Here is a 19,132-nt window from a genome sequence, read left to right as displayed (position 1 = left end):
GGGAAGGTCGGAGGTCCTGCCGCTGCGGGCCCTGCGACGACGGCGACGGGCGCGACACCCCGAGGGTGGCGCGCCCGTCGCTCATGCCGCGGTCACGGGGTCGTCCGGAGCCTCAGAGGCCCCGCCCGCGGTTCTCGTCATCCGTGCGCGGATCACGACGGCCGTCCGCGCCGTCGACCTCGATCTCCTCCCGGGAGACGTCGGTCTGGACCGTCTCCTCGTCCTGCACGGACCGCTTGCCCAGGCGCACGTTCTCCGTGGCGACGGTCTCCTTCTCCACGACCGGACGCTCCTCGGTGAGGGTGACCTCGACCTCCTCCTCCGAGAGGGTGCCGCCGGAGCGGCCGTCGGCGGGCTCGCGCTCGAGGACGACCTCCTCACGCTGCACCGGGACCTCGACGCGCTCGGTGTCGGTCACGACGTGCTTGCGCAGGCGCGCCTTGCCGGTCTGCACCCGCTCGGTGCCGACGTGCGCCTGCTCCTCGTGGAGCGTGACGTCGCCGCCCTCATCACCGCCGTTGCGCGCGGTGCGATCGCTCGGGCCAGGACCGTTGACGGGGCCGGGGCCCGCCGCAGCGCGGGCGTCCGCGTCGCGACGGTCGGTGGCGTCCGGTCCGGGCCCGGCGGTGCCGCGCGCGGCCCGGTCGGTCTCGCCACCGGTCGCTCCCGCAGCGCCGTCCAGCCCGTAGTAGCGGTACAGCTCGCCCTCCTGCTCGCGAGCCAGCTCGCCGTGCTCCTCGAGGTTCGGGGCGTCCTTGATGAAGGACTTCTCGTGGGGGACCGTGATGGTCCCGTCCGCGTAGTGCGCCTGGTCGAGCGGGATGAAGCTCTCGTTCGTCCCGAAGAAGCCGGTGTTCACCGTCACCCATGACGGCTGCTGGGTGTCGTTGTCCAGGTACACCTGGCCGACCTTTCCCACCTTGTCGCCGTTCCGGTCCAGGACCACGGCGTTCTGCAGTTCCTCGATGGTGCCTCGGAAAGTCATCAGATCCTCCTTCGTGCCAACGTTCAAGATTCCTGCTGCCCGGACAGGGCCGGAGACGTCCGAGGGACGGCGTGCGTCCTGTGCCGGGGCTGTGCTCGACGCTAGTGCACCTCGGCCGGATCGGGCGATGGCCGGCGCGGGGCGACGGACTCCCGGCGATGTCCCGGGACCGTGCGCGGCGGCACCGAGCGGTCCGGCCCGGAGACGACAGTCCCCTCATCGCGGGGATCCTCGGATCGACGGAGGGAAGTACTGGTCACGGAACCGATCGTCGTGACCTGACCGTGATCTTCCGGCTCGTGCGCAGACGGTCGGCAAGCGGTTGCGGGCGTGGCCGACGTGCCGGCGCAGGGGTGCGGCGACGGCCGTCGCCGCCGCGCCGGATCTGCAGGGACCGCACGGTCGGTCGGTCGCGGTCGCGGAGCCGCTCCGGTCTCCCGGTCCGTCGTCCTCCGGTGCCGCTGCGTCGCTCACGGAGAGCGGCGCCGGGATGAGAGCACGATGAGAGTGTTCTCAGGCCGACGCGGACCGGCAGGGCCCGGCCTAATCTGAAGGAGCCCGATCGTCCAGGGGCCGCCGCAGCGACCCGCGGTGCGCCCATGGAGAAAGCTGAGGTCCCCATGACGTCCACGACCACGCGTTCCCGCAGCACTGCTCGCGCCGCCGCCCTCGGCGTGCTCGTGATCGGCCTCGCAGCCGGTTGCGGCGGCGACTCCGGCAGCGACGAGGCGTCCGCCGTCGAGGGCCCCGGCGCCTCCGAGGAGGAGAGCGGGAGCGCCGCCTCCGACGGCGCGAGCGACGACGGCGCCTCCGACGACGGCGCGACGGGCGCCGACGGGGGAGAGGCCCCGGGGGCCGGCGCCGCGGCGCTGCCCGAGGACGCCGACCTCGCCACCGAGCAGCTGCCGATCACCGCGGAGAAGGCCGTCGAGATCGGCCTCGGCGCGGCCGGCGGCGGCGAGCTGGTGCAGATCGAGATCGACCACGACGACGACGTGTGGGAGTGGGAGCTCGAGATCGTCGACGGCGGCCGCCAGCACGACCTCGACATCGACGCGACCAGCGGCGAGGTCACCGAGCATGACCAGGACGATGACGACGACCAGGACCCGGCCGTCGACGTGACCTCCCCGATGCCCTACGCCGAGGCGATCGAGATCGCGCTCGGGCAGGAGCAGGGCCGGGTCTCCGGCTGGGACCTCTCCTCCGACGACGGCCGCATCCACTACACGATCGACATCGACCGCAGCGGCGGCGACGACGTGGAGGTCGAGGTGGACGTCGAGACGGGCGAGGTCCGCGTCGACGACTGACGACCCGCCGTCGAACGGCTCCCCGCGGCGCGCCCTGCCCGTTACCCTCCTGCCTATGGCGAACTCGAAGAAGTCCTCGAAGAAGAAGGCCGACGGACCCGCGGAGAAGGCGCCCCGCGGGTTCCGGATCGCGAACGACTGGAAGGGCGACGTGCATGACCTCGACCCGCGCGCCACCCCCGGCTTCTCCGGCAAGAAGGTCGAGGGCAAGGAGTTCCTCCTGGCCCGGGATGCCGAGCTCGACGAGCTCCAGGAGCGTCTCTACGCCGCCCACCACGGAGGCGGCGAGGGCCGCTCGGTGCTGCTGATCGTGCAGGGGATGGACACCTCCGGCAAGGGCGGGATCATGCGCCACGTCGTGGGCAGCGTGGACCCGCAGGGCGTGGAGATCACCGCGTTCAAGGCCCCGACCGACGAGGAGAGGAAGCACGACTTCCTCTGGCGGATCCGCCCCCACGCCCCCGCCCCGGGCACGATCGGCGTCTTCGACCGCTCCCACTACGAGGACGTGCTGATCCACCGCGTCCACGGCTGGGCGGACTCGAAGGAGATCCGCTCGCGGTACACGGCGATCAACGCCTTCGAGCGGGAGCTCGCCGCGGCCGGCACCACGGTCGTGAAGGTCATGCTCCACGTCTCCTACGAGGAGCAGGGATCGAGGCTGATGGAGCGGCTCGAGCGCCCGGACAAGCACTGGAAGTACAACCCCGGCGACGTCGACGAGCGCCAGCACTGGGACGACTACATGGACGCGTACACCAAGGCGCTGCGCGCCACCTCCACCGTCGGTGCGCCCTGGCACGTGATCCCCGCCGACCGCAAGTGGTACGCGCGGATCGCCGTTCAGCAGCTGCTGATCGACGCGCTGACGGACATCGACCCGCAGTGGCCGACCGCGGACTTCGACGTCCTCGCGGAGATCGACCGCCTGCGCGGCACGATGGGGCAGGACGCCTCGGACTGAGCGCGTCCGGGCCCGTGACCTCGGCTTGTGTCCGCGCGCTCCCAGGCCGATGATGGAGGCATGGCTTCCATCACCTTCAAGAACGACCCCGTCACCACCGTCGGCGAGCTGCCCGCGAAGGGCTCGACCCTGCCGGCCTTCGAGCTCGTGGGACAGGACCTCGGCGCCGTCTCCGGCGCGGACCTCGCCGGCAAGCGCGTCGTGCTGAACATCTTCCCGTCCCTGGACACCGGCACCTGTGCCATGTCCGTGCGGAAGTTCAACGAGCTCGCCGCCGGCTTCGAGAACACCGTCGTCGTCTGCGTCTCGAAGGACCTGCCCTTCGCGCAGGCACGCTTCTGCGGCGCCGAGGGCATCGAGAACGTCGTCACCGGCTCCGCCTTCCGCTCCAGCTTCGGCGAGGACTTCGGCGTGACCATGGACGACGGCCCGCTCGCGGGTCTGCTCTCGCGCGCGGTCGTCGTCGCCGACGCCGACGGCACGGTCCTGTACACCGAGCAGGTCGCCGAGGTCTCCGAGGAGCCCGACTACGACGCCGCCGCGACCGTGCTCGCCTGAGACCGCCCGCCCCGCCGGACCCGGCCGCGACTCCTCGTCGCGCGCCGGGTCCTGTGCTCCCCGGCCCCGCGCACCCCGGCCCCTGCGCACCGGCCGCCCCATCGATCCCGGGGGCCGCCTGACGGAAGGAGCCCGCCATGTCCGCCCTCACGATCTCCCTCGAGCGCGTCCACGACCTGCTGGACGACGACGGCCCCGCCGACGGCGAGCGCCGCGTCCTGGTGGACCGGCTGTGGCCGCGCGGGGTGAAGAAGGAGCGCCTCGTCCACGACGAGTGGGACAAGGACGTCGCCCCGAGCTCCGAGCTCCGCAAGGCCTTCCACGGCGGGGAGCTCGACTTCGAGGAGTTCTCCGCCCGCTATCGCCGCGAGCTGGAGGAGGGCGAGGCCGCCCAGGCGCTGCTGGACCGGGCGGAGGAGGACGGGGCGGGCACCCTCGTGCTGCTGTTCGCCGCGAAGGACGTCGAGCACAACCACGCCCAGGTGCTGCAGGAGGTGCTGCAGGAGCTCGCCGGCTGAGGTCGATGGTCCCGTCCCCGTCGGCTGAACCCGCCGCCGTCGACGGGGACGAAGGTCCGGGCGCTTCCTGTCAACGCGCCGCTAACGTGGACGAGCAGGCCGTCGACGGCAGACGGCCGACAGCCCCGTCCCCGTCCAGGAAGGACCTGCCATGTCCGTGGCGACCGCCTCGATCCTCCACCCGCAGCTCGACATCGAGGAGCGCCTCGAGCCTGCTCACGAGCAGATCGTGCGGGACACCCTCCCGCTCGTCGGGGAGCACGTCGAGGAGATCGCCCCGGTGTTCTACGGGCGGATGTTCGCCGCGCACCCCGAGCTGCTGCGCGACACCTTCAACCGCGGCAACCAGGCCCAGGGCGCCCAGCAGAAAGCGCTCGCCGCCTCCGTCGCGACCTATGCGACCCTGCTGGTCGCCCCGGACGGGCCGAGCCCCGCCGCGCTGCTGTCCCGGATCGGGCACAAGCACGTCTCCCTCGGCATCACCGAGGACCAGTACGAGATCGTCCACGAGCACCTGATGGCCGCGATCGTCGAGGTCCTCGGCGCCGACGTGATCACCGGGGACGTGGCCGCCGCGTGGGACGCCGTCTACTGGCACATGGCCCGCACGCTCATCGCCTTCGAGAACGGCCTGTACGCCGAGGCGCAGGTGACCCCGGGCGACGTGTTCCGCACCGCCCGCGTCATCCGCCGGATCGAGGAGAGCTCGAGCGTGGCGAGCTTCGAGCTGGCCGCCCCCGAGGGGGACGAGCCGCTCGCCGACTTCCTGCCCGGCCAGTACATCAGCGTCGGCGTGCGCCTGGCCGACGGGGCGAGGCAGCTGCGCCAGTACTCGCTCTCCGACGCCCCCGGCCGGGGACGCTGGCGGATCTCGGTGCGGCGCGAGGACGGGGACCCGGCCGGCGAGGTCTCCTCGCACCTCCACCGCACCCTCCACGAGGGGGACGAGCTGCAGGTGACCCTCCCCGCCGGCGACCTGGTCCTGGACGCGCAGGCGACCTCGCCCCTCGTGCTGGTCTCGGCGGGCATCGGGATCACCCCGATGCTGGGGATGCTGCGCCAACTCGCCGCGGTCGACAGCGAGCGCGAGGTGGTCGTGCTGCACGCCGACGGCGACGCGGCCGACGCCGCGCACCTGCCCGAGCTGCTGGACACCGTCGCCTCCCTGCCCGAGCACAGCGGCTCCCGCGCCCGGCTGTGGTTCTCCGGCGAGCTCGGCGAGGACCCCCTCGCGGGCCGGACGGACCCCCGCCTCTCGGCGCATGCGGGCCGGATGACGATCACGGACGAGCACCTGCCCGGGGGCGCGGAGATCTACCTGTGCGGCGGCAGCGGCTTCCTGCGCGGCGCCCGCGCGCAGCTGCTCGCGGCCGGGGCGGAGGAGGAGCGGATGCACGTGGAGCTGTTCTCCCCGAACGACTGGCTGCTCCCGGGCGCCTGAGCAACGTGGACCGCCCGTCGCGGACGGCGGAGGAGGACTAGGGTCGTCCCTCGTGGAACCCCTCTCCCTTCTCGTCCTGCTCGTCATGGGCGTGGTCGCCGGCGCCATCAACGCGGCGGTGGGATCCGGCTCCCTCCTCACCCTCCCGGTGCTGATGGCGCTGGGCCTCCCGCCCGGCGTCGCGGTCCGCACGAACACGGTGGGGATGTTCTTCTCCACCGTCGGCTCCGTGCTCGGCTATCGCCGCGAGATCTCCGAGGAGCGACGCCATCTCACGCCGCTGGTGCTCACCGCTCTGCTCGGCGCGAGCGCGGGCGCGCTGCTGCTGCTGACCTCCCCTGCCGAGGCGCTCGACGTGGTCGTGCCCGTGCTGATCGTCGTCGCCCTCGCCCTCGTCGTCCTGCAGAAGCCGCTGACCACCGCGCTGCGCTCCCGCTCGGAGAAGCGGGCCGAGCACCGCGCCGCGGCCGACGGGGCGGGGGCCGAGGGGGCGACCGATGCGGGCGCGTCGGCGGACGGCTCCGAGCGCAGCCCGCTGCGCTCCCCGGCGCTGGTCGGCTCGATCGGTGCGGCCTCCGTCTACGGTGGCTACTTCACCGCCGCGCAGGGGGTGCTGTACCTGGGGATCCTCGGCGTCTTCACCGGGCGTCCGATGGGCTCGGTCAACAGCGTCAAGAACCTGCTGAGCCTGTGCGTGAACCTCGCCGCGGCGCTGATCTACGTGATCGCCTTCTTCGTGGTCGACGCGCAGGTGGTGTGGGCCGCGAGCGCCGCGATCGCGGTGGGCTCGCTGCTGGGCGGCTTCTTCGGTGCGCACCTGGCCAAGCGCCTGCCCGAGTGGGCGCTGCGCGGCGTGATCGTGGTGGTCGCGCTGGCGGCGCTGCTGCGCGAGGTGCTCTGAGCCTCCGGTCTCAGCGCAGGAAGGGCAGCACCCGCTCGAGCACCTCGCCCGGGGGGAACAGGGTGCCGCCGTGGTCCCGGCCGGGCAGCGAGACGAACTCCGCATCCGGCATCAGCGAAGCGGCCCGCGCGGACTCCTCGTGGCGGGGATGGTCCGCATCGCCGGCCATCCACAGCGTCGGGACGGTGCAGGAGGCGAGCGCCTCGTCCGGCACGGCGGCGGTGGCGTCGGTCGCCGCGAGCAGCGCCGCGACCGCCTCGTGGTCCGCAGCGAGGAAGGCGGTGCGGGTGGCGCGGTCACGGCGCGAGGAGACCTCCGGCCCCAGCCCCTGCCCGGCGCAGAACGACTCCATGCCCTGCTCGCGGACCGCGTCGATCACGCCCGGGAAGAACACCGAGTCCACCGCGCCCCGCTGCGCGGAGGCCGAGCCGCCGAGGCTCACCAGGCGCGTGACCAGGCCAGGATGCGCCAGCGTCGTGCTCAGCGCGATGCGTGCGCCGAGCGAGTAGCCCATCAGCGCCGCGCGGCCGATCCCCTCCGCGTCGAGCAGGGCGAGCAGGTCCTGCACGAAGACCTCCTGCGTGTACGCCGCGGGGTCGTGGGGCTTCCCGGAGCTGCCGTGGCCGCGCAGGTCCACCCGGAGCACGGTGTGCTCGGCAGTGAGCGGTTCGAGATAGCCGAGGCCCCGCCAGATCGCGCGGGAGAGCACCGAGCCGTGCAGCAGCACCAGCGGCGGCCCGTCCCCGGAGATGTCATAGCGCAGGTCGACGCCGTCGACGGGGGAGGGGATGACGGGCACGGCGCGAGTCCTTCGGACGCAGGAGCTGGCCGGACCAGGATACGGAGCGCCGGGGGACTTCGGCGCAGCGGGCTCGGCACGAGGAAGGGCCGGGGCGGATCACCGCACGGTGATCGGCCCCGGCCCCTGTCACGAGCGCGCCGCGGTCACAGCGCCGCGGAGATCTCCTCGAGGATGCGGTTGAAGGTCGCCGACGGGCGCATCACCGCGGCGGTCTTCTCCGGGTCGGGACGGTAGTAGCCGCCGATGTCCGCGGGCTCGCCCTGCACCGCGAGCAGCTCGGCGGCGATGGTCTCCTCGCCGTCGGTGAGCTCCTTCGCGATGGGGCCGAAGGCGGCGGCGAGCTCCGCGTCCTCGGTCTGCTTCGCCAGCTCCTGCGCCCAGTACATCGCGAGGTAGAAGTGGCTGCCGCGGTTGTCGATCGAGCCGAGCCTGCGCTGCGGGGACTTCCCCTCGTTCAGCAGGGTCTCGGTCGCACGGTCCAGCGCGTCGGCCAGCACCGCGGCGCGGGCGTTGTCCGCGGTGCGGGAGAGGTGGCGCAGCGACTCGGCCAGTGCCAGGAACTCGCCGAGAGAGTCCCAGCGCAGGTAGTCCTCCTCGATGAGCTGCTGGACGTGCTTGGGCGCGGAGCCGCCGGCACCGGTCTCGAACAGGCCGCCGCCGTTCATCAGCGGCACCACCGAGAGCATCTTGGCGCTCGTGCCGAGCTCCATGATGGGGAAGAGGTCGGTGAGGTAGTCGCGCAGCACGTTGCCGGTGACGGAGATGGTGTCCTCGCCGGCGCGGACGCGGGCCAGGGTGTGCTTCGTCGCCTCGATCGGGGAGAGGATGCGGATGTCGAGGTCCTCCGTGCTCTTCCCATCGATCGGGTCCGCCAGGTACTTCTCGACCTTCGCGATGAGATTGCGGTCGTGGGCGCGGGTCTCGTCCAGCCAGAACACGGCCGGCATCCCGGACTGGCGCGAGCGGCGCACGGCGAGCTGCACCCAGTCGCGGATCGGCGCGTCCTTGGCCTGGCAGGCGCGGAACACGTCGCCGGTGGCGACCTCGTGGGTCATCAGCGCCGCACCGGAGGAGTCGCGCACCTCGACGCGCCCGTCGGCCGCGATCTCGAAGGTCTTGTCGTGGGAGCCGTACTCCTCGGCCTTCTGCGCCATGAGGCCGACGTTGGGGACGGTGCCCATGGTGGTGGGGTCGAAGGCGCCGTTGCTCTGGCAGTCCTCGATGGTCGCGGAGTAGACGCCCGCGTAGGAGGAGTCCGGGATCACCGCGAGGGTGTCCTGCTCGGCGTCGTCCTTGTTCCACATGTGGCCCGAGGTGCGGATCATCGCCGGCATGGAGGCGTCGATGATGACGTCGGAGGGGACGTGGAGATTGGTGATGCCCTTGTGGGAGTTCACCATCGCGAGGTCGGGACCGGCGGCGAGGTCCTGGTCGATCGCGGCGCGGGCGCCCTCGCGCACCGACTCGTCGAGCTTGTCGATCCCGGCGAGCAGGCCGCCGAGCCCGTTGTTCGGGGACAGGCCCGCCTCGGCGAGCACGTCGCCGTACTGGGTGAACAGGGTGGGGAAGAAGGCGCGGACCGCGTGGCCGAAGAGGATCGGGTCGGAGACCTTCATCATCGTGGCCTTGAGGTGCAGGGAGAAGAGCACGCCCTGCTCCTTCGCCGCGGCGATCTGCTCGCGCAGGAAGGTCTCCAGCGCCGCGACCCGCATGACGGTGGAGTCGACGACCTCGCCGGCCAGCACCGGCACGGACGGCTTGAGCACGGTCTCCGTGCCGTCGGCGGCGACGTGCACGATCGAGAGGGTGTCCTCGGCGTCCATCACCACGGACTGCTCGTTGGAGCGGAAGTCGTCCGCGCCCATCGTCGCGACCGAGGTCCTGGAGTCCTTGCTCCACTCGCCCATGCGGTGGGGGTGCTTCTTGGCGAAGTTCTTCACCGCAGCGGGGGCGCGGCGGTCGGAGTTGCCCTCGCGCAGGACGGGGTTCACGGCAGAGCCCTTGACGGAGTCGTAGCGGGCGCGGGCGCCCTTCTCCTCGTCGGTCTCGGGGTTGTCGGGGTACTCGGGCAGGGCGATGCCCTGGCCCTGCAGCTCGGCGATCGCGGCCTTCAGCTGCGGCACGGAGGCGGAGATGTTGGGCAGCTTGATGATGTTCGCCTCGGGCGTCTTCGCGAGCTCGCCCAGCTCGGCGAGCGCGTCGGCCTCCCGCTGCTCCTCGGGCAGGAGGTCCGAGAACGCCGCGACGATGCGTCCGGCCAGGGAGATGTCACGGGTGGTGACCTCGATCCCGGCGGTGTCGGAGAAGGCGTCGAGGATCGGCAGGAACGAGGCGGTCGCCAGCATCGGTGCCTCGTCGGTGTGGGTGTAGATGATGCGCGCCATGTGTCGCGGGGCTCCCTCGGGTCGATGCGTCATGGGTCTCGGGCCAAGACTATCTTGACGTCAAGAATTCTTCGACGGCGGGCGCGGGCCGGCCGTCGATCCGGACGCCCCCACGGTACGTGAGCGGGGTGCGGGGCGCAGTCCCGGACGGCCGGTGGATCGACGGGGCGGCCGACGGGACGACAGAGCGGCCGACGAGGAGGCGAGCCGCCGCGGCGGCGAGGCGCAGAGGCGGCGAGTCGCCGCGGCGCTCAGCCGTCCTCTGGCTCGGCGCCCTCGAGCACCTCGAGGTCCCAGGGGTCGGAGAGCACGACGTGGGTGGCGCCCGCGGCGTCGACGGTGACGGCGAAGGCGTGGGCTCGGTAGTCGCCGGGGGAGAGGGCGCCGTGACAGGTGCCGTGCGTGGTCCAGGCGGTCTCCGCGGTGCTCACCCCCTCGCCGTCCATCCACTGCAGCGGGATGCTGCCGGCGTTCCGGGCCCCGGCCACGATGACACCGTCCCCGAGGCGGGTCACCACGATCCCGGTCATCAGGGGCAGGGTGCCGTGGTCCTCGGAGGCGGCGGTGACCTGAGCGGTCGCGCCCGCGCCCGCCTCGTCCTCGCCCGCCTCCGCATGAACCGCGGGGGAGGGGTCGGCGGCGGCGACGCTCAGCCCGGCGCCGTCGCCGACGGGGGCGAGCTCGCGGCCGCAGCCGAGGGAGGAGAGGTCCGCAGGGGTCTCGCCGTCCTCCGCCGTGACCGCGCCGGGAACGGCCCGCAGGCGGCCGTCGACCACGTCCAGCAGCACGTCGGCGCTCGCCTCCCAGCCGCTGCGCTCCGCGGCGCGGCCGGAGCCCTCCGGGCCCGCGCCGGACAGGCGCAGCAGGTACTGCCCATCGGGCAGAGGGGCGTCGTCGCAGGTGTCGAGCACGAGCCGGGCGGTGACGGTGGAGGGGGCGGGGCCCTCGGTGGTCGTCTCGACCCGGGCTCGCACGACCATCGGTGGCGCCGGGGCGCCGTCGACGCCGAGCTCATCGGCATAGCCCTCGGCCGGGGCGCCGCGGTCCGCGGGGTGTGCGGGCACGATCACGGCCTCGGGGGCGAGCCCGCCGTAGGCGGCGCCCGGCTCGAGGGCGAGGTCGCCGGTGATCATCACCTCGTTGCCCTCCGCCTGCACGCTCGTGGGGGACATCGTCCCCGCGTCGCGGGAGGGCAGGGGATCCTCCGCCGTGCCGGGCCCGCACAGCCAGGCGGGATCCACCGGGACGGTCTCGGCGCCGGCCACCTGCTCGGGGGCCATCGGGGCCGCGGTCGCCGCCGGGCTCGAGGGGTCCTCGCCGCCGAGCGGTCCCGGCAGCGCATCGCAGGCGACGAGGGAGGCGGCGAGCGCGAGCGCCCCTGCGGCCGCGGCGACGATCCGTCCCGGGCGCGCGAGCCGCCTGGCTGTCCTCGTCGTCATCGTGTCCCCCTCCTCGTGGTCCCCGCACAGAACCTACCGGAGCGTCACAGCACCAGCAGGGTCACCGCCATGACGGCCATGCCGGCGATCAGCGAGTAGATGACCGTGTGGTGCTCCCCGGTCTCCTCCGCGGCGGGCAGCAGCTCGTCCAGGGACACGAACACCATCACCCCGGCCACGCCGGCCAGGACCGCACCCATCGCGTCGCCGGTGAGCACGGGGGCGAGCAGCAGGTAGCCGATCACGGCGCCGACGGGCTCGGCCAGCCCCGTCATCGTCGCCAGCCAGAACGCCTTGCTGCGTGAGCCGGTCGCGCGGCGCACGGGCACGGCGACGGCGAGGCCCTCGGGGATGTTGTGCAGGGCGATCGCGGCGACCACGGGGATCGCGACCTCGGGGGCCTGCAGCGCGGCGACGAAGGTCGCGAAGCCCTCGGGCACGTTGTGCAGGGCCAGGGCCGCGGCGGTGATCGCGCCGGTGCGCAGCAGCCGGGCGCGCAGCGCCCGGTCCTCGAGCTGCTCCTCGGGCTCGCGCACCTCGTCCCGTCCGTGGCTGCTGTCCATCCGGCCGGCGAACTCGTGGGGGCTGACGGCGCGGGGGACGAGCCGGTCGAGTACGGCGATCAGCGCGATCCCGACGAAGAAGGACAGGGTCGCCAGCGCCGTGCCGCGACCGGTCGGGGCCGTGCCGCCGGAGAGCACCCGGGCGCCCTCGGGCAGCAGCTCGACGAAGGAGACGTAGAGCATGACGCCGGCCGACAGGCCCAGCCCGCCGGCGAGGAACCTCGGCCCGGTCCCGCGGCCGAGCACGCCGAGAGCGGCGCCGATCGAGGTGGCGCCGCCGGCGACGAGGGTGAGGAGGAAGGCGACGAGCACCCGTGCACCCTACTGGGCGGTCCGCGCCTCGACGGGGACCCTCGGCCCGTCCCGTGGTGGGCACCACGGCCGAGCCCGGGTGACCGCTCCTAGACTGACCCCATGTCCCCCGCCGACGCCTTCCTCACCGTCACCGACCTGCGCGCCCGCAGCCTGAGCGCCGCCCAGCTCACCGCCGCCCTGCCGCGCGCGGAGCTCGACGTCGCCGCGGCCGCCGAGGCCGTGCGCCCCGTCGTCGAGGACGTCGCCGCCCGCGGCGCCGAGGCGGTGCTCGAGGCCTCCGAGCGCTTCGACGGGATCCGTCCCGCGCACCTGCGGGTCCCCGCCGTGGAGCTCGAGCGCGCCCTCGCGGAGCTCGACCCGCAGATCCGCTCCGCGCTCGAGGAGTCGATCGCCCGGGTGCGCGCGGTCGACGCCGCCCAGGTCCGTCCCGCCGAGACCGTCGAGGTGGTGCCCGGAGGCACCGTCACCCAGCGCTGGGTCCCGGTGCGCCGCGTCGGCCTGTACGTGCCGGGCGGCCGCGCCGTGCTGCCCAGCTCCGTGGTGATGAACGTGGTGCCCGCCCAGGCCGCCGGCGTAGAGCAGGTCGTGCTCGCCTCCCCGCCGCAGAAGGAGTTCGGCGGCCTGCCCCACCCCACGATCCTCGCCGCCTGCGCGCTGCTCGGGGTCACCGAGGTGCTCGCCGCCGGCGGCGCCCAGGCGATCGCGCTGCTCGCCCACGGCGCGGAGGACCTCGGCGACGGCGACGGGCTCGAGGGCGTGGACCTCGTCACCGGACCCGGCAACGTCTACGTCGCCGCCGCCAAGCGCCTCGTGCGCGGGAAGGTCGGCATCGACGCCGAGGCCGGCCCCACCGAGATCGCGATCCTCGCCGACGACACCGCCGATCCCGCCTTTGTCGCCGCGGACCTCATCTCCCAGGCCGAGCACGACCCGATGGCCGCGAGCGTCCTGGTCACGCCGTCCGAGGCACTGGTCGAGTCGGTCGAGGCGGCGCTCGCCGCGCAGGTCCCCGCCGCCCTCCACCGCGAGCGGATCGAGGAGGCGCTGCGCGGACCGCAGAGCGGCGCCGTGCTCGTCGCGGACCTCGCCCAGGGCCTCGCGGTCGTGGACGCCTACGGCGCCGAGCACCTCGAGATCCAGACGGCCGAGGCCGACGAGGTCGCCGCACGCGTCACCAACGCCGGCGCCGTCTTCGTCGGCCCCCACAGCCCCGTCAGCCTCGGCGACTACGCCGCGGGCTCCAACCACGTGCTGCCCACGGGCGGCACCTCCCGTTTCACCGGCGGGCTCGGGGTGCAGACCTTCCTGCGCGGCATCCACGTGGTCCGCTACGACCGCGACGCGCTCGCCGGAGCGCGCGAGGCGGCGACCACGCTCGCCCGTGCCGAGGGGCTGCCCGCCCACGGCACCGCGATCGACGTCCGCTTCGAGGGCTGAGATCAGCCGGCGTCGGTAGTCCGGTCGGCGTCGGCCGTCCGGTCGGAGCCCGTCGGGCTCTCCTCGACGGCGGCGCGGCGCTCCGCGGCACGCTCTCCCCGGGTGAGCCACAGCGCGATCGCGCGCCAGCCCAGCATCCCGACCGCCAGCACGATCGCGGTGACGATGAGGAAGGACACCTCGGTGCCCGCCCCGAACAGGGTGCGGACCGCCATCCCTGTCGCGAGGGTGATCGCCCACACGAAGAGTCCGTGCGGCCAGATCCGGAACGGGGCGCGCCAGGCGCGGATCGCAAGATGGCCCAGCAGCGCGCCGACGGCGAAGGGCCACCCCACCAGGAAGATGTTCTCGGTGGTCAGGGGCGTGCCGTGCTGCAAGAAGCCGACGGCGACGAAGAGGATGACGACCAGCAGGTCGCCGACGAGGGCACCCAGGGAACGGAACATCCCGCCAGGGTACTGGGACGCGGCGGGGAGCTCACCGAGGGAGGGCCCCGGGAGGACCGACGCGGGGATGCGGGACGAGATGACGATGAGCCACGTCACGTCGGCGCCGGCCCCGGGGCCGCGACGCGGACCGGGGGGACCTGCCCCCGCGACGCCAACTACGATGAGTGCCATGTCCGCCTCGCCCGTCCCGACCCGTGAGCCCTCGGTCCTGCCCGTCCCCCGTGACGGCATCGCCGGCGCCGCCCCCTACGGCGCGCCGCAGCTACCGGTCGCGCATGCGCTGAACGTGAACGAGAACCCCTACGGCCCCTCGGAGGAGCTCACCGCCGCGATCGGTGCCGCCGCCGCGCAGGCCGCGGCGGGCCTGAACCGCTACCCGGACCGGGAGGCGCTGGACCTGCGCCGGGAGCTGGGGGAGTACCTCGCCGAGGAGTCGGGCGTGCCCGCCCCGCCGGCCGAGGCGGTCTGGGCGGCGAACGGCTCCAACGAGGTCATGCACCAGCTGATGCTCGCCTACGGCGGCCCCGGCCGCACGGCGCTCGGCTTCACGCCGCACTACTCGATGTACCCCGAGTACGCGCGCGACACCTATACCGCCTGGGTCACCGCCGAGCGGGGCCCCGCTCCCGACTTCGCGCTCACCGCGGAGACGGTCACCGCCGCGATCGCCGAGCACCGGCCCTCGATCGTGGTGCTCACCTCGCCGAACAACCCCACCGGCACGGCGCTCGACCTCGACGTCGCCCGCGCCGCCGCCCGCGCGCTCGAGCCCGCCCGCGGGCTGCTCGTGGTCGACGAGGCCTACGGCGAGTTCCGCCGCGACGGGGTGCCCAGCGCCCTCACCCTCCTGGCCGAGCACCCGAACCTCGTCGTGGCCCGCACCATGTCCAAGGCCTTCGCGCTCGCCGGCGCCCGCCTCGGCTATCTCGTCGCCGATCCCGCGATCGTCGACACCGTGCGCGTGGTGCGCCTGCCCTACCACCTCTCCGCCGTCACCCAGGCGGTGGCCCGCACCGCCCTCGCGCACCGCGAGGAGCTGCTGGGGAAGGTCGCGCTGCTGCGCACCGAGCGCGACGCGCTCGCCGCCCATCTCGCCGGTCGCGGCCACGAGGTCGCGCCGTCCGACGCCAACTTCGTCCTCTTCCGCGCCTTCCGAGGCCGCGACGACGTGTTCCAGGCCCTCCTGGAGCGCGACGTGCTGATCCGCGCCGTCGGACCGGCCGGCTGGCTCCGCGTCAGCGTGGGCACCCCTGAGGACAACACCGCATTCCGCACCGCCCTCGAGGAGGCCGACCCCCGATGACCGAGACCGCCCGCCCGTCGCGCACCGCGACCCTCTCCCGCACCACCCGCGAGTCCTCCGTCGAGGTCAGCCTCGACATCGACGGCACCGGCCAGGTGGACATCTCCACCTCCGTGCCCTTCTTCGACCACATGCTCACGGCGCTGGGCACCCACGCCCGCTTCGATCTCACCGTGCGGGCGACGGGCGATACCCACATCGACGCCCACCACACCGTCGAGGACACCGCGATCGTGCTCGGCCAGGCGCTGCGCGAGGCGCTCGGCGACAAGCACGGCATCACCCGCTTCGGCGACGCGCTGGTCCCGCTGGACGAGGCGCTCGCCCAGGCCGTCGTGGACCTCTCCGGCCGCCCCTACTGCGTCCACTCCGGGGAGAGCGAGGCCCAGGCCACCCACCTCATCGGCGGGCACTTCACCGGCTCCCTGACCCGTCACGTCTTCGAGTCCCTCGCCCACCACGCCGCGATCTGCCTGCACATCCGGGTGATCGAGGGCCGCGACCCGCACCACACCGTCGAGGCGCAGTTCAAGGCGCTCGCCCGGGCGCTGCGCGCCGCCTGCGCCCCCGACGACAGGGTCCTCGGGGTGCCGTCCACCAAGGGAGCACTGTGAGCACCGACGACACCACCGGCCGCGGGCCCGAGCCCGAGGACATCGACGCCGAGTTCGCCCGCCTCACCGAGGGGCTCTCCCTCGACGACGCGCCGCTGACCGTCGAGGACGTCCTGTCCGACGCCTCGGCCGCGCCCGAGGAGGACGAGGTCCCCACGATCGCCGTGGTCGCCACCTCCGTCGCGACCGCGAAGGCGCTCGCCGGCGTGATCCGGCTGGGCCGCGAGGCGCGCACCGACGGGATCGACATCCCCACCGACTCCCGCACCTTCGACACCGCCACCGGCGCGGTCGCCGTCGGCCCGCTGTCCGAGGCGGCGGCGCACGACCTCGCCGCGATCACCTCCACCGCCCTGCAGCGCAACGGCATCGTGGTGTTCTGGCGCCGCGGCGACCGCATGACCGCGACCCGGTACAAGAACGGCGAGCGCGGCGAGGACATCTCGCCCGCGATCGTGCTCGGCGCCGTCGACGACCTCGTCGAGGAGCTGCTGCTGGGCACGACCTCGCTCGACGAGCTCGGCGAGGGCCTCGGCCCCGCCTCGCTCACCCGGGCCGAGGCGCTGGAGTGGATCTCCTCCGGCGGGAGGAAGCGCCCGTGAGCACGACCGAGCCCGGGTCGTCGGCCGCCGCGGGCCCCGCGGACGCACCGGCCACCGCGGGAGCGCCGGGTCCCGCCCCGCGCGTGGTCGTCCTCGACCACGGCTCCGGCAACGTCCGCTCCGTCGTCCGCGCCCTCGAGGCCGCGGGGGCGGAGGTCGAGCTCACCGCGGACCGCGAGCGCGCCCTCGCGGCCGACGGGCTCGTCGTCCCCGGGGTCGGCGCCTACTCCGCGACCCTCGCGCAGATCCTCGCCGTCGGCGGCGACCGGATCATCGAGCGCCGACTGGCCGGCGGCCTGCCGGTGCTCGGCATCTGCGTGGGCCTGCAGGCGATGTTCGAGGCCGGCACCGAGCACGGCGAGCGCACCCGCGGGCTCGGCCAGTGGCCGGGCGAGGTCACCCACCTCCAGGCCGAGGTCGTGCCCCACATGGGCTGGAACACCGTCGAACCCGCTGCGGGCAGCGCGCTGTTCGCCGGGATCGAGCAGGAGCGCTTCTACTTCGTCCACTCCTACGCCGCCCGCAGCTGGGAGCTGGAGGACACCGGCCCGCTCAAGGCGCCGCAGGTGACCTGGGCCCAGCACGAGCAGGACCGCTTCGTCGCCGCCGTCGAGAACGGGGCGCTCAGCGCCACCCAGTTCCATCCCGAGAAGTCCGGCGCGGCCGGCGCCCGCCTGCTCGCGAACTGGCTGGGCACCCTGCCGCGCCGCGACCGGGAGCAGGACGCATGATCCTCGCGTTCCTGATGCTCTTCGCCGGCGGCATGCTCCTCGGCGGCGCCTGGTCCTTCTACCGCTCGAAGAAGCCCTGGTGGGCGATCGCGGGACTGGCCGTGCTCGGCCTCGTGTGCCTGGGCATCTCCTTCTGGCGCATCCAGAGCGGCTGAGTCCGCCTCCCCACCCCGTCCGTCCCTGTGCCCGACCGGGCACCATCCCCTCAGTCCCAGGAGGACCCCCATGACCGCTCCCGTGCTCGAGCTGCTCCCCGCTGTCGACGTGCAGGGAGGCCAGGCCGTCCGCCTCGTCCAGGGCGAGGCCGGCACCGAGACCGGCTACGGCGCGCCGCTGGACGCCGCGCTCGCCTTCCAGGAGGGCGGCGCGAGCTGGCTGCACCTGGTCGACCTCGACGCCGCCTTCGGCCGCGGCTCCAACGCCTCCCTGCTCGCCGAGGTCGTCGCCGCCGTGGACATGAACGTCGAGCTCTCCGGCGGGATCCGCGACGACGAGTCCCTCGCCGCGGCGCTCGCCACCGGCTGCCGCCGCGTGAACCTCGGCACCGCCGCCCTCGAGAACCCCGAGTGGACGGCCGACATCATCGCCGAGCACGGCGACCGCATCGCCGTCGGCCTCGACGTGCGCGGCACCACCCTCGCCGCGCGCGGCTGGACCCGCGAGGGCGGCGACCTGTGGGAGACCCTCGAGCGCCTCGACGCCGCCGGCTGCCAGCGCTACGTCGTCACCGACGTCACCAAGGACGGCACGCTCCAGGGCCCGAACGTGGACCTGCTCGCCCAGGTCTGCGAGCGTACCGACGCGAAGGTCGTCGCCTCCGGCGGCATCTCCTCCCTCGACGACCTGCGCGCGCTGCGCGAGCTGGTCCCCGTCGGGGTCGAGGGCGCGATCGTGGGCAAGGCCCTGTACGCGCAGGCCTTCACGATGGGCGAGGCGCTCGACGTCGCGGGACGCCCGTGACCTCCGAGAACACCTCGCAGAACGAGGACCACGGACCGACGGGCCCGGACGCCGACCCCGGCGGACGGGCCCGTCGGGCCCTGCCCTCCCACTTCCGCGAGAAGTCCCCGCTGACCGACACCGCGGGCGTCTCCTGGGAGGGCCGCGACTACACCGTCAGCCCGTTCCCCGGCGACGACGGCGCGACCCCGGCGCACCTCGCCGAGGCGCTGCAGGCGCACCGGGCGGGCCGGGACCCGCACCGGCGCGCGCTCGTCGCCGCGCTGACGACCTCCCGGGTGCTGGTGCCGATCATGGCGGTCGCGACCGAGACGGACACCACCGCCTACGGCCTCACCGGCGACAACGGCGCCGACATGGCGATGGTCTCGATCACCGCGCCCGACGGGACGACGGTGCTGCCGCTGTTCACCTCGGTCCACCAGCTCTCCGCCTGGCGCGGAGATGCCCGGCCCGTGCCCGTGGTCGCGCCGCAGGCGGCGCAGGCCGCGGTCCAGGAGGGCTGCACTGCGCTGCTGCTGGACGCCGCGACGCCCGAGGCCGAGGGCGGCCCCGTGCTGCTGCCGCGCTCGGTGCTGTGGGCGCTCGCGCAGGGGCGCGAGTGGATTCCGCCGCATGAGGACGGCGAGCTCGCCGCGGAGCTCGAGCGGGTCGGGACCTCCGCCTCGCCCGCCGTGCTGGGCCTCGCGGCCCGCGCCGGCGAGCGCGCCGAGGTGGACCTCCACCTGCGGCTGCGCCCGGGCCTGACCGCGGAGCAGGTCTCCGCGGTGGTCCAGCTGGTGACGCAGGCGCTCGGGGGATCGCAGCTGGTCGCCGAGCGGATCAGCTCGATGCGGCTCGTGCTCGGCTCCTG

Annotated in this window: 20 protein-coding genes; 14 read left to right on the top strand and 6 right to left on the bottom strand. The window is 73.9% G+C overall.

Going from position 1 to position 19,132, the window contains the following annotated elements; all coding sequences use genetic code 11:
• Positions 1–112: 112 nt before the first annotated feature.
• Positions 113–985 (bottom strand): DUF2382 domain-containing protein, encoded by an 873-nt coding sequence (locus Y09_RS14545; protein ID WP_053918492.1) that lies wholly within the window; start codon positions 983–985, stop codon positions 113–115.
• A gap of 620 nt (positions 986–1,605) precedes the next feature.
• Here Y09_RS14545 and Y09_RS14540 point away from each other — a divergent pair.
• The 6 genes from Y09_RS14540 (at position 1,606) to Y09_RS14515 (ending at position 6,680) form a co-directional block, all read left to right on the top strand.
• Positions 1,606–2,298 (top strand): PepSY domain-containing protein, encoded by a 693-nt coding sequence (locus tag Y09_RS14540; protein WP_053918489.1) that lies wholly within the window; start codon positions 1,606–1,608, stop codon positions 2,296–2,298.
• Between the two features lie 55 nt (positions 2,299–2,353).
• Positions 2,354–3,262, top strand: coding sequence for a PPK2 family polyphosphate kinase (locus tag Y09_RS14535; protein ID WP_053918486.1), 909 nt, complete (start codon positions 2,354–2,356; stop codon positions 3,260–3,262).
• Between the two features lie 60 nt (positions 3,263–3,322).
• The gene (gene tpx, locus Y09_RS14530) at positions 3,323–3,820 is read left to right on the top strand and encodes a thiol peroxidase (protein ID WP_053918484.1); all 498 of its coding nucleotides are present in this window, start codon (positions 3,323–3,325) and stop codon (positions 3,818–3,820) included.
• Positions 3,821–3,957: 137 nt separating this feature from the next.
• A complete protein-coding gene (locus Y09_RS14525) occupies positions 3,958–4,338 on the top strand; it encodes a DUF488 domain-containing protein (protein WP_053918482.1) in 381 nt (126 codons plus the stop codon).
• 151 nt (positions 4,339–4,489) lie between these two features.
• Positions 4,490–5,779: a globin domain-containing protein gene (locus Y09_RS14520; RefSeq protein WP_053918480.1), complete on the top strand. Its 1,290-nt coding sequence runs from the start codon at positions 4,490–4,492 to the stop codon at positions 5,777–5,779.
• A gap of 52 nt (positions 5,780–5,831) precedes the next feature.
• The gene (locus Y09_RS14515; RefSeq protein ID WP_053918478.1) at positions 5,832–6,680 is read left to right on the top strand and encodes a sulfite exporter TauE/SafE family protein; all 849 of its coding nucleotides are present in this window, start codon (positions 5,832–5,834) and stop codon (positions 6,678–6,680) included.
• 10 nt (positions 6,681–6,690) lie between these two features.
• Here Y09_RS14515 and Y09_RS14510 read toward each other — a convergent pair whose 3' ends face one another.
• From Y09_RS14510 to zupT, 4 genes are all read right to left on the bottom strand, one after another.
• Positions 6,691–7,479, bottom strand: a complete 789-nt coding sequence (locus tag Y09_RS14510; RefSeq protein ID WP_053918474.1) for an alpha/beta fold hydrolase — start codon at positions 7,477–7,479, stop codon at positions 6,691–6,693.
• A gap of 146 nt (positions 7,480–7,625) precedes the next feature.
• A complete protein-coding gene (locus Y09_RS14505; RefSeq protein ID WP_053918471.1) occupies positions 7,626–9,866 on the bottom strand; it encodes an NADP-dependent isocitrate dehydrogenase in 2,241 nt (746 codons plus the stop codon).
• A gap of 251 nt (positions 9,867–10,117) precedes the next feature.
• On the bottom strand, positions 10,118–11,305 hold the full coding sequence (locus tag Y09_RS14500; RefSeq protein WP_053918470.1) for a hypothetical protein: 1,188 nt from the start codon (positions 11,303–11,305) through the stop codon (positions 10,118–10,120).
• Between the two features lie 44 nt (positions 11,306–11,349).
• Positions 11,350–12,180 carry a zinc transporter ZupT gene (gene zupT / locus Y09_RS14495; protein ID WP_053918468.1) on the bottom strand — a complete coding sequence of 277 codons (831 nt, stop codon included), beginning with the start codon at positions 12,178–12,180 and terminating at the stop codon, positions 11,350–11,352.
• Positions 12,181–12,282: 102 nt separating this feature from the next.
• Between zupT and hisD the strand changes: the two genes are divergently transcribed.
• Positions 12,283–13,620: a histidinol dehydrogenase gene (gene hisD / locus Y09_RS14490; RefSeq protein ID WP_053918466.1), complete on the top strand. Its 1,338-nt coding sequence runs from the start codon at positions 12,283–12,285 to the stop codon at positions 13,618–13,620.
• A 2-nt stretch (positions 13,621–13,622) separates the two neighbouring features.
• Here hisD and Y09_RS14485 read toward each other — a convergent pair whose 3' ends face one another.
• Complete coding sequence (locus Y09_RS14485) at positions 13,623–14,066, bottom strand: DUF3054 domain-containing protein (RefSeq protein WP_053918657.1); 444 nt, start codon at positions 14,064–14,066, stop codon at positions 13,623–13,625.
• Between the two features lie 172 nt (positions 14,067–14,238).
• Here Y09_RS14485 and Y09_RS14480 point away from each other — a divergent pair, with 172 nt between their 5' ends.
• From Y09_RS14480 to Y09_RS14455, 7 genes are all read left to right on the top strand, one after another.
• The gene (locus tag Y09_RS14480; RefSeq protein WP_010550154.1) at positions 14,239–15,372 is read left to right on the top strand and encodes a histidinol-phosphate transaminase; all 1,134 of its coding nucleotides are present in this window, start codon (positions 14,239–14,241) and stop codon (positions 15,370–15,372) included.
• Entirely contained in the window at positions 15,369–15,986 is a 618-nt protein-coding gene (hisB, locus tag Y09_RS14475) for an imidazoleglycerol-phosphate dehydratase HisB (RefSeq protein ID WP_053918464.1), read from the top strand. Before Y09_RS14480 ends, hisB begins: the two co-directional genes overlap by 4 nt.
• Positions 15,983–16,588, top strand: coding sequence for a hypothetical protein (locus Y09_RS14470; protein WP_053918462.1), 606 nt, complete (start codon positions 15,983–15,985; stop codon positions 16,586–16,588). The genes hisB and Y09_RS14470 overlap by 4 nt, the downstream gene beginning before the upstream one ends.
• An 83-nt stretch (positions 16,589–16,671) precedes the next feature.
• The gene (gene hisH / locus Y09_RS14465; RefSeq protein ID WP_053918655.1) at positions 16,672–17,319 is read left to right on the top strand and encodes an imidazole glycerol phosphate synthase subunit HisH; all 648 of its coding nucleotides are present in this window, start codon (positions 16,672–16,674) and stop codon (positions 17,317–17,319) included.
• Entirely contained in the window at positions 17,316–17,474 is a 159-nt protein-coding gene (locus Y09_RS17695; RefSeq protein WP_010550150.1) for a hypothetical protein, read from the top strand. The genes hisH and Y09_RS17695 overlap by 4 nt, the downstream gene beginning before the upstream one ends.
• Before the next feature lie 70 nt (positions 17,475–17,544).
• Complete coding sequence (gene priA / locus Y09_RS14460) at positions 17,545–18,279, top strand: bifunctional 1-(5-phosphoribosyl)-5-((5-phosphoribosylamino)methylideneamino)imidazole-4-carboxamide isomerase/phosphoribosylanthranilate isomerase PriA (protein ID WP_053918460.1); 735 nt, start codon at positions 17,545–17,547, stop codon at positions 18,277–18,279.
• On the top strand, positions 18,276–19,132 hold an 857-nt coding region (locus tag Y09_RS14455), incomplete at its 3' end, for an SseB family protein (protein WP_053918457.1). The genes priA and Y09_RS14455, both read left to right, overlap by 4 nt.

Source organism: Brachybacterium sp. SW0106-09 (assembly GCF_001293905.1).
Lineage (GTDB): Bacteria > Actinomycetota > Actinomycetes > Actinomycetales > Dermabacteraceae > Brachybacterium > Brachybacterium conglomeratum.
This window is presented reverse-complemented; position numbering and strand designations above follow the sequence as displayed.

Coding starts and splice junctions, on each gene's coding strand:
- Y09_RS14485 (WP_053918657.1), bottom strand. CDS start 14,066: ATGTTCCGTTCCCTGGGTGCCCTCGTCGGCGACCTGCTGGTCGTCATC.
- Y09_RS14480 (WP_010550154.1), top strand. CDS start 14,239: ATGTCCGCCTCGCCCGTCCCGACCCGTGAGCCCTCGGTCCTGCCCGTC.
- Y09_RS14520 (WP_053918480.1), top strand. CDS start 4,490: ATGTCCGTGGCGACCGCCTCGATCCTCCACCCGCAGCTCGACATCGAG.
- Y09_RS14525 (WP_053918482.1), top strand. CDS start 3,958: ATGTCCGCCCTCACGATCTCCCTCGAGCGCGTCCACGACCTGCTGGAC.
- Y09_RS14535 (WP_053918486.1), top strand. CDS start 2,354: ATGGCGAACTCGAAGAAGTCCTCGAAGAAGAAGGCCGACGGACCCGCG.
- Y09_RS14500 (WP_053918470.1), bottom strand. CDS start 11,305: ATGACGACGAGGACAGCCAGGCGGCTCGCGCGCCCGGGACGGATCGTC.
- Y09_RS14545 (WP_053918492.1), bottom strand. CDS start 985: ATGACTTTCCGAGGCACCATCGAGGAACTGCAGAACGCCGTGGTCCTG.
- tpx (WP_053918484.1), top strand. CDS start 3,323: ATGGCTTCCATCACCTTCAAGAACGACCCCGTCACCACCGTCGGCGAG.
- Y09_RS14505 (WP_053918471.1), bottom strand. CDS start 9,866: ATGGCGCGCATCATCTACACCCACACCGACGAGGCACCGATGCTGGCG.
- Y09_RS17695 (WP_010550150.1), top strand. CDS start 17,316: ATGATCCTCGCGTTCCTGATGCTCTTCGCCGGCGGCATGCTCCTCGGC.
- priA (WP_053918460.1), top strand. CDS start 17,545: ATGACCGCTCCCGTGCTCGAGCTGCTCCCCGCTGTCGACGTGCAGGGA.
- hisD (WP_053918466.1), top strand. CDS start 12,283: ATGTCCCCCGCCGACGCCTTCCTCACCGTCACCGACCTGCGCGCCCGC.
- hisB (WP_053918464.1), top strand. CDS start 15,369: ATGACCGAGACCGCCCGCCCGTCGCGCACCGCGACCCTCTCCCGCACC.
- Y09_RS14540 (WP_053918489.1), top strand. CDS start 1,606: ATGACGTCCACGACCACGCGTTCCCGCAGCACTGCTCGCGCCGCCGCC.